Below are 13,549 nucleotides of genomic sequence, written 5' to 3'. Positions count from 1 at the left end.
GGGCATTGCAGTGCCCTCCCAGTTCAGGAGGTGCCCTCCCAGTCCGCCACGGATCGGCTCAGCGCCCTGCCCGGTCGACCAGGTCCGTGATCGCTGCGGCGACCTCGTCCGGGTCGACGAGCTGGTGCAGGTGCCGGCCCCGGAGGACGGTCACGGGCCAACCGCGGCCACGCGCGGTGGCGATCTCGTCGGCGTACGTCTCGCCGAAGGCCAGGTAGGCCGAGGGCCGGTCTGCCCAGCCGGGCGGCACCTCGACACGGGAGCTGAAGTAGGAGAGCGGCAGCCGGGGCTGCTCCGCCTCGACGCGGGCGCGGGTCGACGGGTCGGGGAAGAGGTCGCGCACGTCGTCCTCGCTCCACCAGTGCGTCCACGGCGGCAACAGGCCGTCGTCGTCGGCCAGGCCGGTCAGGAAGTCCAGGAAGCGCGGCGGCGCCAAGCCGGTGTCCGGCCCGTCGCCGGCGAGCGCGGCGTCGACGTACACCGTCGCCCGCGCCCCGAGCCGGGAGGCGAGCAGCGGCGCGTGGAGCCCGGCGTTGCTGTGCACGACCAGCACCACGTCGGCAGGTCCGGGCTCCACCGCGTCGACGGTGACCACGCGTCCACCCAGCAGCTCCGCCACGGGAGCCCAGGTCGCCGGCCCCAGCAGCGGGCTCGGGACGAGCAGGTAGGTCACCAGCGCAGGCTACGCAACCACGATCAAGCGGCACCCGCGTCGCACGCCGCATGATCGACCCATGACCACCGCTCCGGATCTCTTCGCCGGGTTCGTCGACCACCTCGCCGAGGCGCTCGACGACCACGACCTGGGGGCCGACGAGCGGGCCGCGCGGCTGCACTTCTCCCGCTACCACCTCGACCGCATGATCCGGTCGATCGCGGGCGAGCCGCCCGACGCGTTCCGTCGGCGCATCCTGCTCGAGCGCGCGGCCTACCGCATGATCACGACCTCCGCCCCGCTGCTCGACATCGCCGTCGAGGCGGGCTACGGGTCCCACGAGGCGTTCACCCGCGCCTTCACCAGGGCGTACGGCGTCGCGCCGTCCGCCTGGCGCCGCCGGCCCGGTCACCTGCAGATCGAGGCCCCCAGCGGCGTCCACTTCCACCCACCCGGCAGCCTCCGGCTGCCGGCGAGAGACCAGGTGACACCCATGGAACTGCTCACGAAGATGGTCGAGCACCACGTCTGGCTGACCGGCGAGATGATCCGCCTCGCGGACCGGCTCAGCGACGAGCAGCTCGACCAGGTCATCGAGCTCGACGTCGACGACGACCGCCAGACGATCCGCTCGCTCCTCTCCCGACTCGTCGGCCAGATGGGCATGTGGAACGCGGCCCTCGCGAACCGCGAGTACGACTGGTCGGTCGAGGAGCACGAGTCGGTCGCGTCGCTCCGCGACCGGCTGGCGACCGAGGGCCCGACGTACCTCTCCCACGTCCGCGACGTCGTCGACGCGGGCCGCCTCGACGACACGTTCGTCGACGCCCTCTGCGAGCCCGCCGAGGTCTTCACGTACGGCGGGATGATCGCCCACGTGCTGACCTTCGCCGCCCACCGGCGGACCCTCGTCGCGCTCGCGTTCGGCAGGCACGGCGTCGACGAGCTGGGCTGGGGCGACCCGATGCTCTGGGTCGCGCAACCCGCCTGACACGTCCATCGGGGAGGATGGGCGCGTGCATGTCGCCCTCCTCCTCGTCGCGTTGGTCGTCTCGGTGCTCGCGGGGGTCGTGATCGCGCGCTGGATCGGGCTTCCCGCCCCGCTGGTCCTGGTCGTGGCGGGGGTCGCGGCGTCCTTCCTCCCGTTCGTGCCGCAGATCCACCTGGAGCCCGAAGTGGTGCTCCTCGGGCTGCTGCCGCCACTGCTCTACTCGGCGGCGATCACGTCATCGCTCGTGGACTTCAACGCCCACCGGCGGGTGATCCTGGCGCTGTCGGTCGGTGCCGTCCTCTTCACGATGGCCGGCGTCGGCGTTGTCGTCCACGCGCTGCTGCCGGGGGTGTCCTGGCCGATCGCGTTCGCGCTCGGCGCCGTCGTCGCACCACCCGACGCGGTCGCGGCGACAGCCATCGGCCGCAACATCGGCCTGCCCCGGCGGATCGTCACGATCCTCGAGGGGGAGTCGCTCTTCAACGACGCGACGGCACTGGTGGCACTGCGTACGGCGGTGGTGGCGACCGGCATCTCGTGGCACGTCGGGGTCGACTTCGCGGTCGCCGCCGGCGGGGGCGTGCTGATCGGACTGATCGGCTTCTTCGTCGTCGCCAAGTTGAGGCACCGGATCACCGACCCGGTGCTCGACGTCGGCCTCTCCTTCGTCATCCCCTTCGCCTGCTTCATCGCGGCCGAGGAGATCGACGCGTCCGGCGTCGTCGCCGTCGTGGTGGCCGGGCTCCTGCTCGGTCACAAGGCCCCGCTGCTGCAGACGGCGCAGTCCCGGATCGCCGAGCACACCAACTGGCGCACGATCGCGTTCCTGCTCGAGAACACCGTCTTCGCGCTGATCGGCCTGCAGGCCCAGTGGCTCTTCCAGGACCTCGCCGACAGCTCGCTGTCCGGCGGCCGGATCGCCGCCGTCTGCGCCGCCACTCTGCTGGCCTGCATCGTGCTCCGCATCGTCTGGGTCTACATCTCCCGCTGGATGCTGGTCCGGCCCGGCCCCGACCCCACTACCGGCCGGCGTCCACCGATCGCGGAGACCTTCATCGTCGGCTGGGCGGGCATGCGCGGGGTCGTCACGCTGGCGGCGGCCTTCATCATCCCGGACACCGTCGAGCACAAGGAGGTCCTGCTGATGGCGGCCTTCACGGTGGTGGCCGGCACCCTGCTCATCCAGGGACTCTCGCTGCCGATGATCGCGCGCTGGCTGAGGGTCCCCTCGCCCGACCCGTTGGACGACGCCCTCGCCCGCGCGACCCTGCTGCAGCAGGCGTCGAAGGCGGCGGAGGACGAGCTCGACGGGATGGAGTACGACGACCACGCCAACGTCGTCGACCTGATCCGGCAGCGGCTGGACCAGCGCAACTTCGCCGCGTGGGAGCGGCTCAGCACCACCGCCGACCAGGAGTCGCCGGCCGCCCTCTACTACCGGATCCGGACGCAGATGCTCGACGCCGAACGGCGGCGCATCCTCGAGATCCGCAAGTCCGGCACGGTCGACTCCGAGGTCATCGCGGACGTGCTGGCGACGTTGGACATCGAGGAGTCGATGCTCGACAGCGCCGAGGCGGAGCGCGACGAGTCCGCGTCGTACGCCAGTCGTCGCTGGACCACCGGCGAGCTGTGCCCCGACCTGGAGCACTACCAGGTGACCGAGGCGGAGCAGGCGACGTACTGCCAGGCCTGCCTCGACGAAGGCACCCAGTGGGTCGCGCTGCGGCGCTGCCTCGAGTGCGGCAACGTCGCCTGCTGCGACTCCTCACCCAAGCAGCACGCGACGCGGCACTTCCACGAGGAGCAGCACCCGGTCATGCAGTCGGCGGAGCCGGGGGAGGACTGGCGCTGGTGCTACGTCCACCACCTGACCGCTTAGCCGCCGGGCGTAAATCGGATCGGGAACGACAGGGCCCCCGTGTTGCCGGAGACCGGCAGCCACTGACCGGGCCCGTCCGGCACGGCGTCCGGCATCCGGCGGGCGAGCAGCGGCAGGGCGACGGCCATGTCGGTGCGCGCGACGAAGTGGCCCAGGCAGTGGTGGACGCCGGCGCCGAAGCCGTGGTGCGGCGGGCGCTGCTGGGTGATGTCGAAGGCGGGGTCGGGCATCGCCGACGGGTCGGTGCCCGCGCTGTGCGACAGCATCTGCACGATGCCGCCCTGCGGGATGTGCAGTCCCTGGAACTCGACGTCCTCGAGCGCCTCCCGCGTCACCCACGTGACGGTCGGGTTGACGCGCATGACCTCCTCGACGGCGTTCTCGCCGAGGTCCGGCCGCTCGCCGAGGAGGCGCCACTGGTCGGGGTGCCGGAGCAGCGTCTGCAGGGCGAGCCCGAGCTGGTTGCGGGTGGTCTCCATGCCCGCGAAGGCCAGGAACACCAGCGCGACGCCGAGCTCGTGGCGCGAGAGCCGGTCGCCGTCCTCGGTCGCCTGCACGAGCGTCGTGACCAGGTCGTCGCGTGGGTGTGCGGTGCGATCGGCGACCACCTCGTCGACGTACCCGAAGAGCCCGTCGAGGGCGGCCTCGATCTTCGGGACCTGGTTGCCGACGTCGATCGAGAAGGACGCGCCGAGGTCGTCGGCCCAGTGGGCGACCTGGAGCCAGTTGTCCTCGGGCAGCCCGAGCAGCACGCAGATGATCCGGGCGGCGTACGGCTCGGCGAACTCGGAGATGAGCTCGACCGACCCACGGTCGGCGAAGCCGTCGATGAGCTCGTTGGCCAGCGCCTGGAACCGCGGGCGCATCGCGGCGATCGTCTTGTTGCGGAAGGCCGGCACCATCAGCCGGCGGATCCGCGCGTGGTCGTCGCCCTCCAGCGACAGCAGGGTCTCCTGCCACCAGTCGGAGAAGAGTCCCGAGTGGATGCCGTTCTGCGCCGGCCAGCGCGCGTTGCCCTGGCGGAAGCGCCGGTCGCGCAGCAGCGCGCTCACCTCGGCGTACCGCAGCACCGCCCAGCCCCAGTTGGTCTCGACGTACCAGCTGTCGTCGCGGGCTGCGTGCACCGTCGGCGAGGTGACGTCGAACGCCGGGTCGGACAGGTCGAAGTACGTCATGGTCGGACCATCCTGATCTCCCAGGTCCCGAGCCCGTCGTAGAAGTCGCGTGCTCCGTCGGCGACGAAGCCGTTGCGGCGGTAGAACCCCTGCGCGCGGTCGTTGTCCTCGAGGACCCAGAGCGAGCACGGCTCGTCGGGTCGTACGGCGTCCCAGAGCTCCTGCCCGAGACCGGTGCCCCACCACGCCTGCCGCGTGTAGATCGCGTAGAGCTCCGTGGCGGCATCGCCCTCGTGGCGGCCCGGACCGACCACGGAGAAGCCCACCACCTCGCCATCCGCCTCGGCCAGCACGCGCGGCGGCCCCTGCGTCAGGTGCCGGGTCCACGCCGCCAGCCAGCCCTCGGTGTCGGCGAGGCGCTCGGCCAGCAGGGCGGGGTCGGCGTACGGGCCGTAGGCCTCGCGCCAGCAGTCCGCGTGCATCACCGCGCAGGCGGCCGCGTCACCGGGCACGGCCTGTCGGAGGATGGCCCGTCGGAGGTGAGGAGTCACGCGAGCATCGTATGGATCGCGAGGAGGGCGATGACGGCGGCCGACACCAGGCCGGTGACCAGGTGGGCGCGGTGGCCGGTCGCGACCCGGCCCAGGGCCGCGCCGCCGCCGGCCAGCAGGAGCTGCCACGACGCGCTGGCGACGAACGCCGCGAGCACGAACACCACGCCCTCGGCCGCGCCCGACACGAGGTGCTGGTTGCCCAGGACCACGGCGGCGAAGTAGACGACGGTCGTGGGGTTGACCGCGGTGATGCCGAGGAAGAGCGCGTACGCCGCGCCGGCGCCCATCGGCCGCACCTCGCGGACCCTGCCGGCGGTCCCGATCGCGTGCACCGCCGTGAGCCCCGCGATCACCAGCAGCACGATGCCCGACGCGATCGTCAGCGCGTGCGCGACGGGCTCGAGCGCCGCGGCCACGGCCGCCCCGGCGGCGACGGCCAGCAGCGCGTACCCTCCGTCGACCGTGGCGATGCCGAGCGCGCCTGCCGCGCCGACGCGGAACGACGTCCGCGACGCGAGCGTGACGAGGAACGCCCCGACGGCGCCGATCGGGATCGCGATCGCCCAGCCGGTGACGAGACCGGACACGACGGCTTCGAGCACGGTGGCATCGTAGGGACATGCGGATCACGAAGTTCGGCCATGCCTGCGTCCGGATCGAGCACGACGGCACCACGCTGGTGCTCGACCCCGGCGTCTTCACCGACGTCGAGGCCGTCGACGGCGCGGACGCGGTGCTGATCACCCACGAGCACCCCGACCACTACGTCCCCGACCACCTGCGCGCCACCGACGCCCGGATCTTCACGATCGACTCCGTCGCGGCCAAGATCCGCGAGGACGCCCCCGAGGTGGCCGAGCGGATCACGGTCGTCGCTCCCGGCGAGACCTTCGACACCGGGCTGCCGGTCCGGGCGGTCGGTGAGATGCACGCGGTCATCCACCCGGAGATCCCGCGGATCTTCAACAGCGGGTACGTCGTCACCGCCGGCGACGCGAAGGTCTACCACCCGGGCGACTCGCTGACCGAGCCCGGCGAGGACGTCGACGTACTCCTGGTGCCGTCGTCGGCGCCGTGGCTCAAGGCCTCCGAGGCGATCGAGTTCGCGCGCGCCGTGAAGGCCCCGCGCAACCTGGCCATCCACGACCGGATCTACACCGAGGCCGCCCACGGGATCCTCGAGACGCAGATGAACCTGTTCCTGCCGAAGGCCGGCCAGGAGTACGTCCGGCGCGCCGACGGCACCGACCTGTAGGGCGTCAGCCCGCGGTCAGCGCGTCCCGCACCGGCACGAACTTCGCCTGCGCCTCGGCCAGCTCTGCCTCGGGGTCGGAGTCGGCGACGATGCCGCAGCCGGCGAAGAGGCGCACGGTGGACCCGGAGACTCGGGCGGAGCGCAGCGCGATGCCCCACTCGCCGTCGCCGGACGTGTCCATCCAGCCGACCGGACCGGCGTAGCGGTCGCGGTCCATGCCCTCGATCTCCGCGATCAGGGCGGTCGCGACCGGGGTCGGCGTCCCGCCGACGGCCGCGGACGGGTGCAGCGCCTCGGCGAGCTGGAGCGACGAGACGGTCGCCGAGTCGTGCACGACCCCGGCGACGTCGGTGGCCAGGTGCATCACGTTGGGCAGGTGCAGCACGAACGGCGCCTCGGGCACGTTCATGGACGAGCAGTGCGGCTCCAGCGCGTCGGCGACGGAGCGTACGGCGTACTCGTGCTCCTCGAGGTCCTTCGAGGACCGGGCCAGGGTGGCGGCCAGGGCGAGGTCGCGCTCGTCGTCGCCGGTGCGCCGGATGGTGCCGGCGAGCACCCGTGACGTGACGAGGCCGCGCTCGCGGCGGACCAGCATCTCGGGCGTCGCACCGAACATGCCGTCCACGTGGAACGTCCAGCACATCGGGTAGGTCTCGGTCAGCCGACCCAGCGGCCACCGGACGTCGATCGGCTCGTCGGCGGTGGCGACCAGGTCGCGGGCCAGGACGACCTTCTCGAGCTCGGAGCGGCTGATCCGCGCCACGGCGTCCGCCACGACCGACATCCACTGCTCGCCGTTGAGTGCGCCGTCGGCGAAGCTCACGCCCACCGGCGCCGCGGCCGCGGGGGCCGGGTCCAGGGCGGGGTCGGCGTCGTCGCCGACGACGGTCAGCCAGGCGACGTCTCCGCGGCGACCGACGACCACGCGCGGCACGACGAGCACGGACTCGCCGGGCTCGTTGGCGAAGGTGAACGTGCCGAACGCGACCGGGCCGGTGCCGGGCTCGTTGACCTCGTCGCGGACGCTCGCCCGGGCCGTCGTCTCGCGCCACCACTTGTCCGCGTCCGCGAAGCGGGTGGCGCCGTGGGTGCGGACCTCGGCGGCGACGCCCCAGCCCACCAGTCCGTCCCCGCGGCGCAGCCAGGTCACCGGACGGTCGGCCGGGACCAGGTCGAGGAGCCGCGTGGCCTCGGCGAGCTCGAGGCGGGTCGTGCGGACGGTGAGCGTCACGGGCCGAGCGTACTCACGGACCCGTCGAAACCCCGCGTCGGCTGCACCGGTAACGTCGGAGGGCGTGAGCACCCCCACAAGCACCGGTCGACCCTCGGTGGTCGCGATCCTGCTCGGCCTCCTCCTGCTCGGCCTGGTCGCCGCCTTCGCGATCGGCCTGCCGAAGGCGCAGGGAGACGAGGCCGCCGCCGAGCCCGAGGCGCTGGAGCTGGCGCTGCCGGACACGCTTCCCGGTGGGTACGTCGCGTCCGACGACCCGGCCGCGTTCGCCGACGGCCAGCTCGCCGACCAGGCCGAGGACATCGCGAAGCAGGAGCAGGCCAACGCCGACTACGGCAACGGGGTGCTCCCGGATGCGCTCGGCACGTCGGCCGCCACCCGGACCTACGTCGCCAACGGCACGGAGGCCGTCTTCGTCCAGGTGTTCCAGTCCGAGGGCGGCGCGTTCGCGCCCAACAACATCCCCGACCCGGCCAACAGCGGCGGCCAGGCCGCCACCGAGATGGCCAAGGTCGGCGACGGCGCCTGCATCCTGACCTACGGCCAGGCCCAGGCGGCCGGCCAGGCCGCGCCCGTCGCGTTCAGCCAGTGCCAGGTCTCCCAGGGCGAGGTGACGGTCCAGATCGGCTCGTCCGCCATCGCTGCCGAGGACCTGGTCGGCGTCGCCGACGACCTCGTGAAGACGTTCCAGCAGGACTGAGCCCCCTCGGGGCCGCTCGGGCCGCTCGGGCCCTCGGTCAGGACCAGTAGACGACGACCGTGTCGCCGACCTGGACCTGGTCGAAGAGGTGCGCGACCCCGTCGTAGTCACGGATGTTCACGCAGCCGTGCGAGGCGCCGGCGTACCCCCGGGCGGCGAAGTCCGACGAGTAGTGCACGGCCTGGCCGCGGTCGAAGAACATCGAGTACGGCATGGCCGACCCGAAGAGCCGCGACACGTGGTCCGCGTCCTTGAGGTAGACGTGGAAGACGCCCTCACGCGTGGGCGTGGCGGCCGCGCCGAACCGGGCGTCGAGGGTCTGCTGCACATGCCCGTCGACGACGAGGCGGAGCGTCGAGCTGGTCTTGTCGATGCAGAGCACCCGGCCGACACGGCACCGCGGATCGAGGGCGCCGGGGACGTTGCCGCGGTTGTGCAGCTCGGCGGTGGTCGGCTCGACCGTCATCGCCGCGAGCCGGTCGAGGGTGCGCTGGTCGACCTCGCCCGTCACGGGGATCTCGCGCTTGGCCTGGAAGCCGCGTACCGCCTCGCGGGTGACGTCGCCGTACGTCCCGGTGACGTCGGCCTGGAACCAGGCGATCTGCTTGAGTCGCGCCTGGAGGTCGCGCACCCGTGCGCCATCGTCGCCCGGGCCGAGCAGCCGCGGGCCCGGGACGAGCTCCACGGGCTTCGGCTTCGCGGGCGCGGAGGGCGGCTCGGGTGTCGGCGTCGGTGTAGGCGTCGGCGTGACCGCGGGAGTCGGGGTCGGGGTCGGCGTCGGGGTGACGGCGACCGCGGTGGGCGAGCCCGTGGCGGGCTCGGCCTCCGGGGCGCCGGGCGTGCCGGTCGCGGAGGGGTGGGCCGTGGGGCTGTCGCCGAGGGCGTAGCCCGCGACGAGCGCACCGGCGCACAGCAGGCCTGCCGTGGCGGCGATGAGCAGCAGGCGACGCAGGAACAGCATGAGCTCTCCCGGGGAAGTAGGTGAGTCGGACACGAGGGTGACGCCTGGGCGCTCCATCCGGTTGCATCCGGGCGGCGTGTTCCTCGCGCCGATGCCAACCTGTTACCCGCGCCGGGGGGCCGAGCCGGCCCCGGATCGCACCCCCGTATTCTCGGCGCGTGCCCCGCGCAGAGCTCGACAAGCAGCCGACCGACGTACGTCGGATGTTCGACGCCGTCGCCCGCCGCTACGACGTCACCAACGACGTGCTGTCGATGGGCCAGGACCGGCGCTGGCGCCGCGAGGTGATCGCGGCGGTCGACCCGCAGCCGGGCGAGCGGGTCCTCGACCTGGCTGCCGGCACCGGCACGTCGAGCCAGCCGTTCGCCGACCGCGGCGCGACCGTCGTGCCGTGCGACTTCTCGCTCGGCATGCTCCAGGTCGGCAAGAGCGCGAAGCCGCACCTGCCCTTCACGGCCGGCGACGGCACCCAGCTGCCGTTCGCCGACGAGACCTTCGACGCCGTCACGATCTCCTTCGGGCTGCGCAACATCGTCGACCCCGAGGCCGGGCTGCGCGAGATGCGGCGGGTCACCCGCCCTGGGGGCCGCCTGGTGGTCTGCGAGTTCAGCCACCCCACCTGGGCGCCGTGGCGCACGGTTTACCTCGAGTACCTGATGAAGGCACTGCCGCCGATCGCCCGGGCCGTCTCCTCGGCACCGGACGCCTACGTCTACCTCGCCGAGTCGATCCGCGCCTGGCCCGACCAGCGCGGACTGGCCGCCCTGATCGCCGGGGCCGGCTGGGAGTCGCCGCAGTGGCGCGACCTCTCCGGCGGCATCGTCGCGCTCCACCGCGCCAACCGCTGACGTCCGGGGCGGCTGGAAGCCTGTAACGCCGGGTTACTGACTCTTCCCACCAGGTTGCAATGGGGTGGGAAGAGCGGGTAACCCGGCGTTACAGCCAGCCAGGGCGCCGGCCCGAATTAGGGCATATCCGCATTCCCTAAATCCCCAGGTCAGGCTGGGGATCCGGGACCTTCGACCCCATTTCGTACGCCGCGCCGGGGGTCGCGTGCGCCTCCCGAGGTGGAGTGGTTAACTGTGTTCCGCGCCACTTAGTGATTCAGTTCACAAAGTCACAAAATCGGCCCTTCCGGACCGAGTCCGGGCGCAGCGGACACAGGAAGGAACGCGAGGCATGTCGCTCTACACGCCGGTCCTGGCGCTGACGCTCCTCGCGGCGCTGTTCGCCGTGGGATCCGTGGCCATGAGTGCCCTCGTCGGCCCTAAGCGCTACAACCGCGCCAAGCTGGACTCCTACGAGTGCGGCATCGAGCCGACCCCGCAGCCGGTCGGCGGCGGGCGGTTCCCGGTGAAGTACTACATCACCGCGATGCTCTTCATCGTCTTCGACATCGAGATCATCTTCCTCTACCCCTGGGCCGTGCGCTTCGACGCGCTGAAGCTCTTCGGCCTGGTCGAGATGGTCGTCTTCATCGCCACCGTCTTCGTCGCCTTCGCCTACGTATGGCGCAGAGGTGGCTTGGAGTGGGACTGAGAGGTAACTGACCCATGGGTATCGAAGAGAAGCTCCCCAGCGGCGTGCTCCTCACCACCGTCGAGGGCGTCGCGGGCTACATGCGCAAGGCGTCGTTCTGGCCGGCCACCTTCGGCCTGGCCTGCTGCGCGATCGAGATGATGACCAGCGGCGGCCCGAAGTACGACCTCGCCCGGTTCGGCATGGAGGTCTTCCGGGCCAGCCCGCGCCAGGCGGACCTGATGATCGTCGCCGGCCGGGTGAGCCAGAAGATGGCCCCGGTCCTGCGCCAGATCTACGACCAGATGCCCAACCCCAAGTGGGTCCTGGCGATGGGCGTCTGCGCGAGCAGCGGCGGCATGTTCAACAACTACGCCGTCGTCCAGGGCGTCGACCACGTCGTGCCGGTGGACATGTACCTGCCGGGCTGCCCGCCGCGCCCCGAGATGCTCATCGACGCGATCCTCAAGCTCCACGACCAGGTCCAGCACACCAAGCTCGGCGCCAACCGGGCCCAGGAGATCGAGCAGCTCGAGACGGCCGCCCTGCGGGCGCTGCCGACCTCCGAGATGCGGGGTCAGCTCCGATGACGAACAACGACCACACCGACGAGACCCCCGAGAACCTGCCGGCCCAGTCCGGCGAGGTGCACGCCGTCGGCGTGCGCCAGGGGATGTTCGGCATCCACGGCACCGGCGACACCAGCGGGTACGGCGGGCTCACCCAGCCGATCGTCTACCCGGGTGAGGCCCAGCGGCCCTACGGCGGCTGGTTCGACGAGGTCGCCGACGCCCTGGAGCAGGCCGCGACCGCAGCAGGGGTGGAGGTGGCGACGCCGCGCGTGGTCGTCCACCGGGGCGAGATCACGTTCCACGTCCGTCGCGAGGACCTTCCGGTCGTCGCCCAGGTGCTTCGCGACGAGCCGCGCCTGCGCTTCGAGCTCTGCTCGGGCGTCAACGGCGTCCACTACCCGGCCGACACCGGCGCCGAGCTGCACGCGGTCTACCACCTGCTCTCGATGACCCACAACCGCCGGATCCGCCTCGAGGTCTCCGCCCCGGACGCCGATCCGCACATCCCGTCGATCGTCTCGACGTACCCGACGAACGACTGGCACGAGCGCGAGGTCTTCGACATGTTCGGGATCGTCTTCGACGGCCACCCCGCGCTCACGCGCATCCTGATGCCCGACGACTGGCCGGGCCACCCCCAGCGCAAGGACTACCCGCTGGGAGGCATTCCCGTGGAGTACAAGGGCGGCACCGTCCCACCGCCCGACCAGCGCAGGAGCTACAACTGACATGACTGCCGACCAGGATCTGTACGCAGGCTCCAACGAGACCACCGACGGCCGGGTCTTCACCGTCACCGGTCAGGACTGGGACTCGATCGTCGAGGGCCTCGCCGAGGACGTCGACGAGCGCGTCGTCGTCAACATGGGCCCGCAGCACCCGTCGACGCACGGCGTGCTCCGCCTGATCCTCGAGCTCGAGGGCGAGACGGTGACCGAGGCCCGCTGCGGCATCGGCTACCTCCACACCGGCATCGAGAAGAACATGGAGTACCGCTCCTGGGTCCAGGGCGTCACGTTCTGCACCCGGATGGACTACCTCTCGCCGTTCTACAACGAGATGACCTACGTGCTCGGCGTCGAGCGGCTGCTCGACATCGAGGACCAGATCCCCGAGAAGGCGGAGGTGATGCGGGTCCTCCTCATGGAGCTCAACCGGATCTCCTCGCACCTCGTCTGCATCGCGACCGGCGGCATGGAGATCGGCGCCCTCACGGTGATGACGATCGGCTTCCGGGAGCGCGAGCTGGTGCTCGACCTCTTCGAGCTGATCACGGGGCTGCGCATGAACCACGCGTTCATCCGCCCCGGTGGCGTCGCGCAGGACCTCCCGCCCGGCGCGCTCGACGAGATCCGCAGCTTCATCGCGCTGATGAAGAAGCGGCTCCCCGAGTACGCCGACCTCTGCAACGCCAACCCGATCTTCAAGGCCCGCCTCGAGGGCGTCGGCCACCTCGACCTCGAGGGCTGCCTGGCGCTCGGTCTCACCGGCCCGGTGCTGCGCAGCACCGGGTACCCCTGGGACCTGCGCAAGACGCAGCCCTACAGCGGCTACGAGACCTACGACTTCGACGTGCAGACGTGGGACACCGCCGACTCCTACGGCCGGTTCCGGGTCCGGCTCGCGGAGATGTGGGAGTCGCTGAAGATCATCGAGCAGGCCGCTGACCGGCTGGCGAAGATGGACGGCGCACCGGTGATGGTCGCCGACAAGAAGATCGCGTGGCCCAGCCAGCTCGCCATCGGCAGCGACGGCATGGGCAACAGCCTCGACCACATCCGGCACATCATGGGTGAGTCGATGGAGGCCCTGATCCACCACTTCAAGCTGGTCACCGAGGGCTTCCGGGTGCCGGCCGGCCAGGCGTACGTGCCGATCGAGTCGCCGCGCGGCGAGCTCGGCGCCCACGTCGTCTCCGACGGCGGCACGCGCCCCTTCCGGGCGCACTTCCGCGACCCGTCGTTCACCAACCTGCAGGCGACGAGCGTGATGAGCGAGGGCGGCATGGTCGCCGACGTCATCGTCGCGATCGCCTCCATCGACCCCGTCATGGGAGGTGTCGACCGATGACTCACCCCACGAAGTTCTTCGGCTCCACCGCTCCGCTCCTCCGCC

General features: G+C 71.6%; 15 protein-coding genes. 9 read left to right on the top strand and 6 right to left on the bottom strand.

The window, feature by feature from the left end; all coding sequences use genetic code 11:
- Positions 1-58 precede the first annotated feature (58 nt).
- Complete coding sequence (locus ASC77_RS19495) at positions 59-673, bottom strand: alpha/beta fold hydrolase (RefSeq protein WP_200945060.1); 615 nt, start codon at positions 671-673, stop codon at positions 59-61.
- 61 nt (positions 674-734) lie between these two features.
- On the opposite strand from ASC77_RS19495, the gene ASC77_RS19490 reads away from it, so the two are divergent.
- On the top strand, positions 735-1,646 hold the full coding sequence (locus ASC77_RS19490) for a helix-turn-helix domain-containing protein (RefSeq protein WP_056156839.1): 912 nt from the start codon (positions 735-737) through the stop codon (positions 1,644-1,646).
- 25 nt (positions 1,647-1,671) lie between these two features.
- Complete coding sequence (locus ASC77_RS19485) at positions 1,672-3,528, top strand: Na+/H+ antiporter (protein WP_056156837.1); 1,857 nt, start codon at positions 1,672-1,674, stop codon at positions 3,526-3,528.
- On the opposite strand, the gene ASC77_RS19480 is transcribed toward ASC77_RS19485, so the two are convergent.
- From ASC77_RS19480 to ASC77_RS19470, 3 genes are read right to left on the bottom strand one after another with little or no spacing between them, the layout of a single operon-like run.
- On the bottom strand, positions 3,525-4,703 hold the full coding sequence (locus tag ASC77_RS19480; protein ID WP_056156836.1) for a cytochrome P450: 1,179 nt from the start codon (positions 4,701-4,703) through the stop codon (positions 3,525-3,527). The genes ASC77_RS19485 and ASC77_RS19480 overlap by 4 nt on opposite strands.
- Entirely contained in the window at positions 4,700-5,194 is a 495-nt protein-coding gene (locus ASC77_RS19475; RefSeq protein WP_056156834.1) for a GNAT family N-acetyltransferase, read from the bottom strand. Before ASC77_RS19475 ends, ASC77_RS19480 begins: the two co-directional genes overlap by 4 nt.
- Positions 5,191-5,799, bottom strand: a complete 609-nt coding sequence (locus ASC77_RS19470; protein WP_056156832.1) for a LysE family transporter — start codon at positions 5,797-5,799, stop codon at positions 5,191-5,193. Before ASC77_RS19470 ends, ASC77_RS19475 begins: the two co-directional genes overlap by 4 nt.
- A 17-nt stretch (positions 5,800-5,816) precedes the next feature.
- Here ASC77_RS19470 and ASC77_RS19465 point away from each other — a divergent pair, with 17 nt between their 5' ends.
- A complete protein-coding gene (locus tag ASC77_RS19465) occupies positions 5,817-6,452 on the top strand; it encodes an MBL fold metallo-hydrolase (protein ID WP_056156831.1) in 636 nt (211 codons plus the stop codon).
- A 4-nt stretch (positions 6,453-6,456) separates the two neighbouring features.
- On the opposite strand, the gene ASC77_RS19460 is transcribed toward ASC77_RS19465, so the two are convergent.
- Positions 6,457-7,683: an isochorismate synthase MenF gene (locus ASC77_RS19460; RefSeq protein WP_056156829.1), complete on the bottom strand. Its 1,227-nt coding sequence runs from the start codon at positions 7,681-7,683 to the stop codon at positions 6,457-6,459.
- Positions 7,684-7,747: 64 nt separating this feature from the next.
- Here ASC77_RS19460 and ASC77_RS19455 point away from each other — a divergent pair, with 64 nt between their 5' ends.
- Entirely contained in the window at positions 7,748-8,383 is a 636-nt protein-coding gene (locus ASC77_RS19455; RefSeq protein ID WP_156391194.1) for a hypothetical protein, read from the top strand.
- A 37-nt stretch (positions 8,384-8,420) separates the two neighbouring features.
- Here the strand turns inward: ASC77_RS19455 and ASC77_RS19450 are convergent, their stop codons facing one another.
- Positions 8,421-9,344, bottom strand: a complete 924-nt coding sequence (locus ASC77_RS19450) for a L,D-transpeptidase family protein (RefSeq protein ID WP_056156825.1) — start codon at positions 9,342-9,344, stop codon at positions 8,421-8,423.
- Positions 9,345-9,502: 158 nt separating this feature from the next.
- Here ASC77_RS19450 and ASC77_RS19445 point away from each other — a divergent pair, with 158 nt between their 5' ends.
- The 5 genes from ASC77_RS19445 to ASC77_RS19425 all read left to right on the top strand — a co-directional run bounded on the left by ASC77_RS19445 (position 9,503) and on the right by ASC77_RS19425 (position 13,504).
- A complete protein-coding gene (locus ASC77_RS19445; RefSeq protein ID WP_056156823.1) occupies positions 9,503-10,192 on the top strand; it encodes a demethylmenaquinone methyltransferase in 690 nt (229 codons plus the stop codon).
- Positions 10,193-10,523: 331 nt separating this feature from the next.
- Positions 10,524-10,883, top strand: coding sequence for an NADH-quinone oxidoreductase subunit A (locus tag ASC77_RS19440; protein ID WP_056156820.1), 360 nt, complete (start codon positions 10,524-10,526; stop codon positions 10,881-10,883).
- A 14-nt stretch (positions 10,884-10,897) separates the two neighbouring features.
- Positions 10,898-11,452: a NuoB/complex I 20 kDa subunit family protein gene (locus tag ASC77_RS19435; RefSeq protein ID WP_056156818.1), complete on the top strand. Its 555-nt coding sequence runs from the start codon at positions 10,898-10,900 to the stop codon at positions 11,450-11,452.
- Entirely contained in the window at positions 11,449-12,162 is a 714-nt protein-coding gene (locus ASC77_RS19430) for an NADH-quinone oxidoreductase subunit C (RefSeq protein ID WP_056156816.1), read from the top strand. The genes ASC77_RS19435 and ASC77_RS19430 overlap by 4 nt, the downstream gene beginning before the upstream one ends.
- Before the next feature lies 1 nt (position 12,163).
- Positions 12,164-13,504, top strand: coding sequence for an NADH-quinone oxidoreductase subunit D (locus tag ASC77_RS19425; RefSeq protein ID WP_056156814.1), 1,341 nt, complete (start codon positions 12,164-12,166; stop codon positions 13,502-13,504).
- Positions 13,505-13,549 lie beyond the last annotated feature (45 nt).

The organism is Nocardioides sp. Root1257, from assembly GCF_001425175.1.
In the GTDB taxonomy this organism is placed as follows: domain Bacteria; phylum Actinomycetota; class Actinomycetes; order Propionibacteriales; family Nocardioidaceae; genus Nocardioides.
The sequence above is the reverse complement of the archived record's forward strand: the minus strand, read 5'-3'. Positions and strand labels throughout refer to the sequence as shown.

Coding starts and splice junctions, on each gene's coding strand:
- ASC77_RS19430 (WP_056156816.1), top strand. CDS start 11,449: ATGACGAACAACGACCACACCGACGAGACCCCCGAGAACCTGCCGGCC.
- ASC77_RS19450 (WP_056156825.1), bottom strand. CDS start 9,344: ATGCTGTTCCTGCGTCGCCTGCTGCTCATCGCCGCCACGGCAGGCCTG.
- ASC77_RS19435 (WP_056156818.1), top strand. CDS start 10,898: ATGGGTATCGAAGAGAAGCTCCCCAGCGGCGTGCTCCTCACCACCGTC.
- ASC77_RS19490 (WP_056156839.1), top strand. CDS start 735: ATGACCACCGCTCCGGATCTCTTCGCCGGGTTCGTCGACCACCTCGCC.
- ASC77_RS19480 (WP_056156836.1), bottom strand. CDS start 4,703: ATGACGTACTTCGACCTGTCCGACCCGGCGTTCGACGTCACCTCGCCG.
- ASC77_RS19465 (WP_056156831.1), top strand. CDS start 5,817: ATGCGGATCACGAAGTTCGGCCATGCCTGCGTCCGGATCGAGCACGAC.
- ASC77_RS19425 (WP_056156814.1), top strand. CDS start 12,164: ATGACTGCCGACCAGGATCTGTACGCAGGCTCCAACGAGACCACCGAC.
- ASC77_RS19440 (WP_056156820.1), top strand. CDS start 10,524: ATGTCGCTCTACACGCCGGTCCTGGCGCTGACGCTCCTCGCGGCGCTG.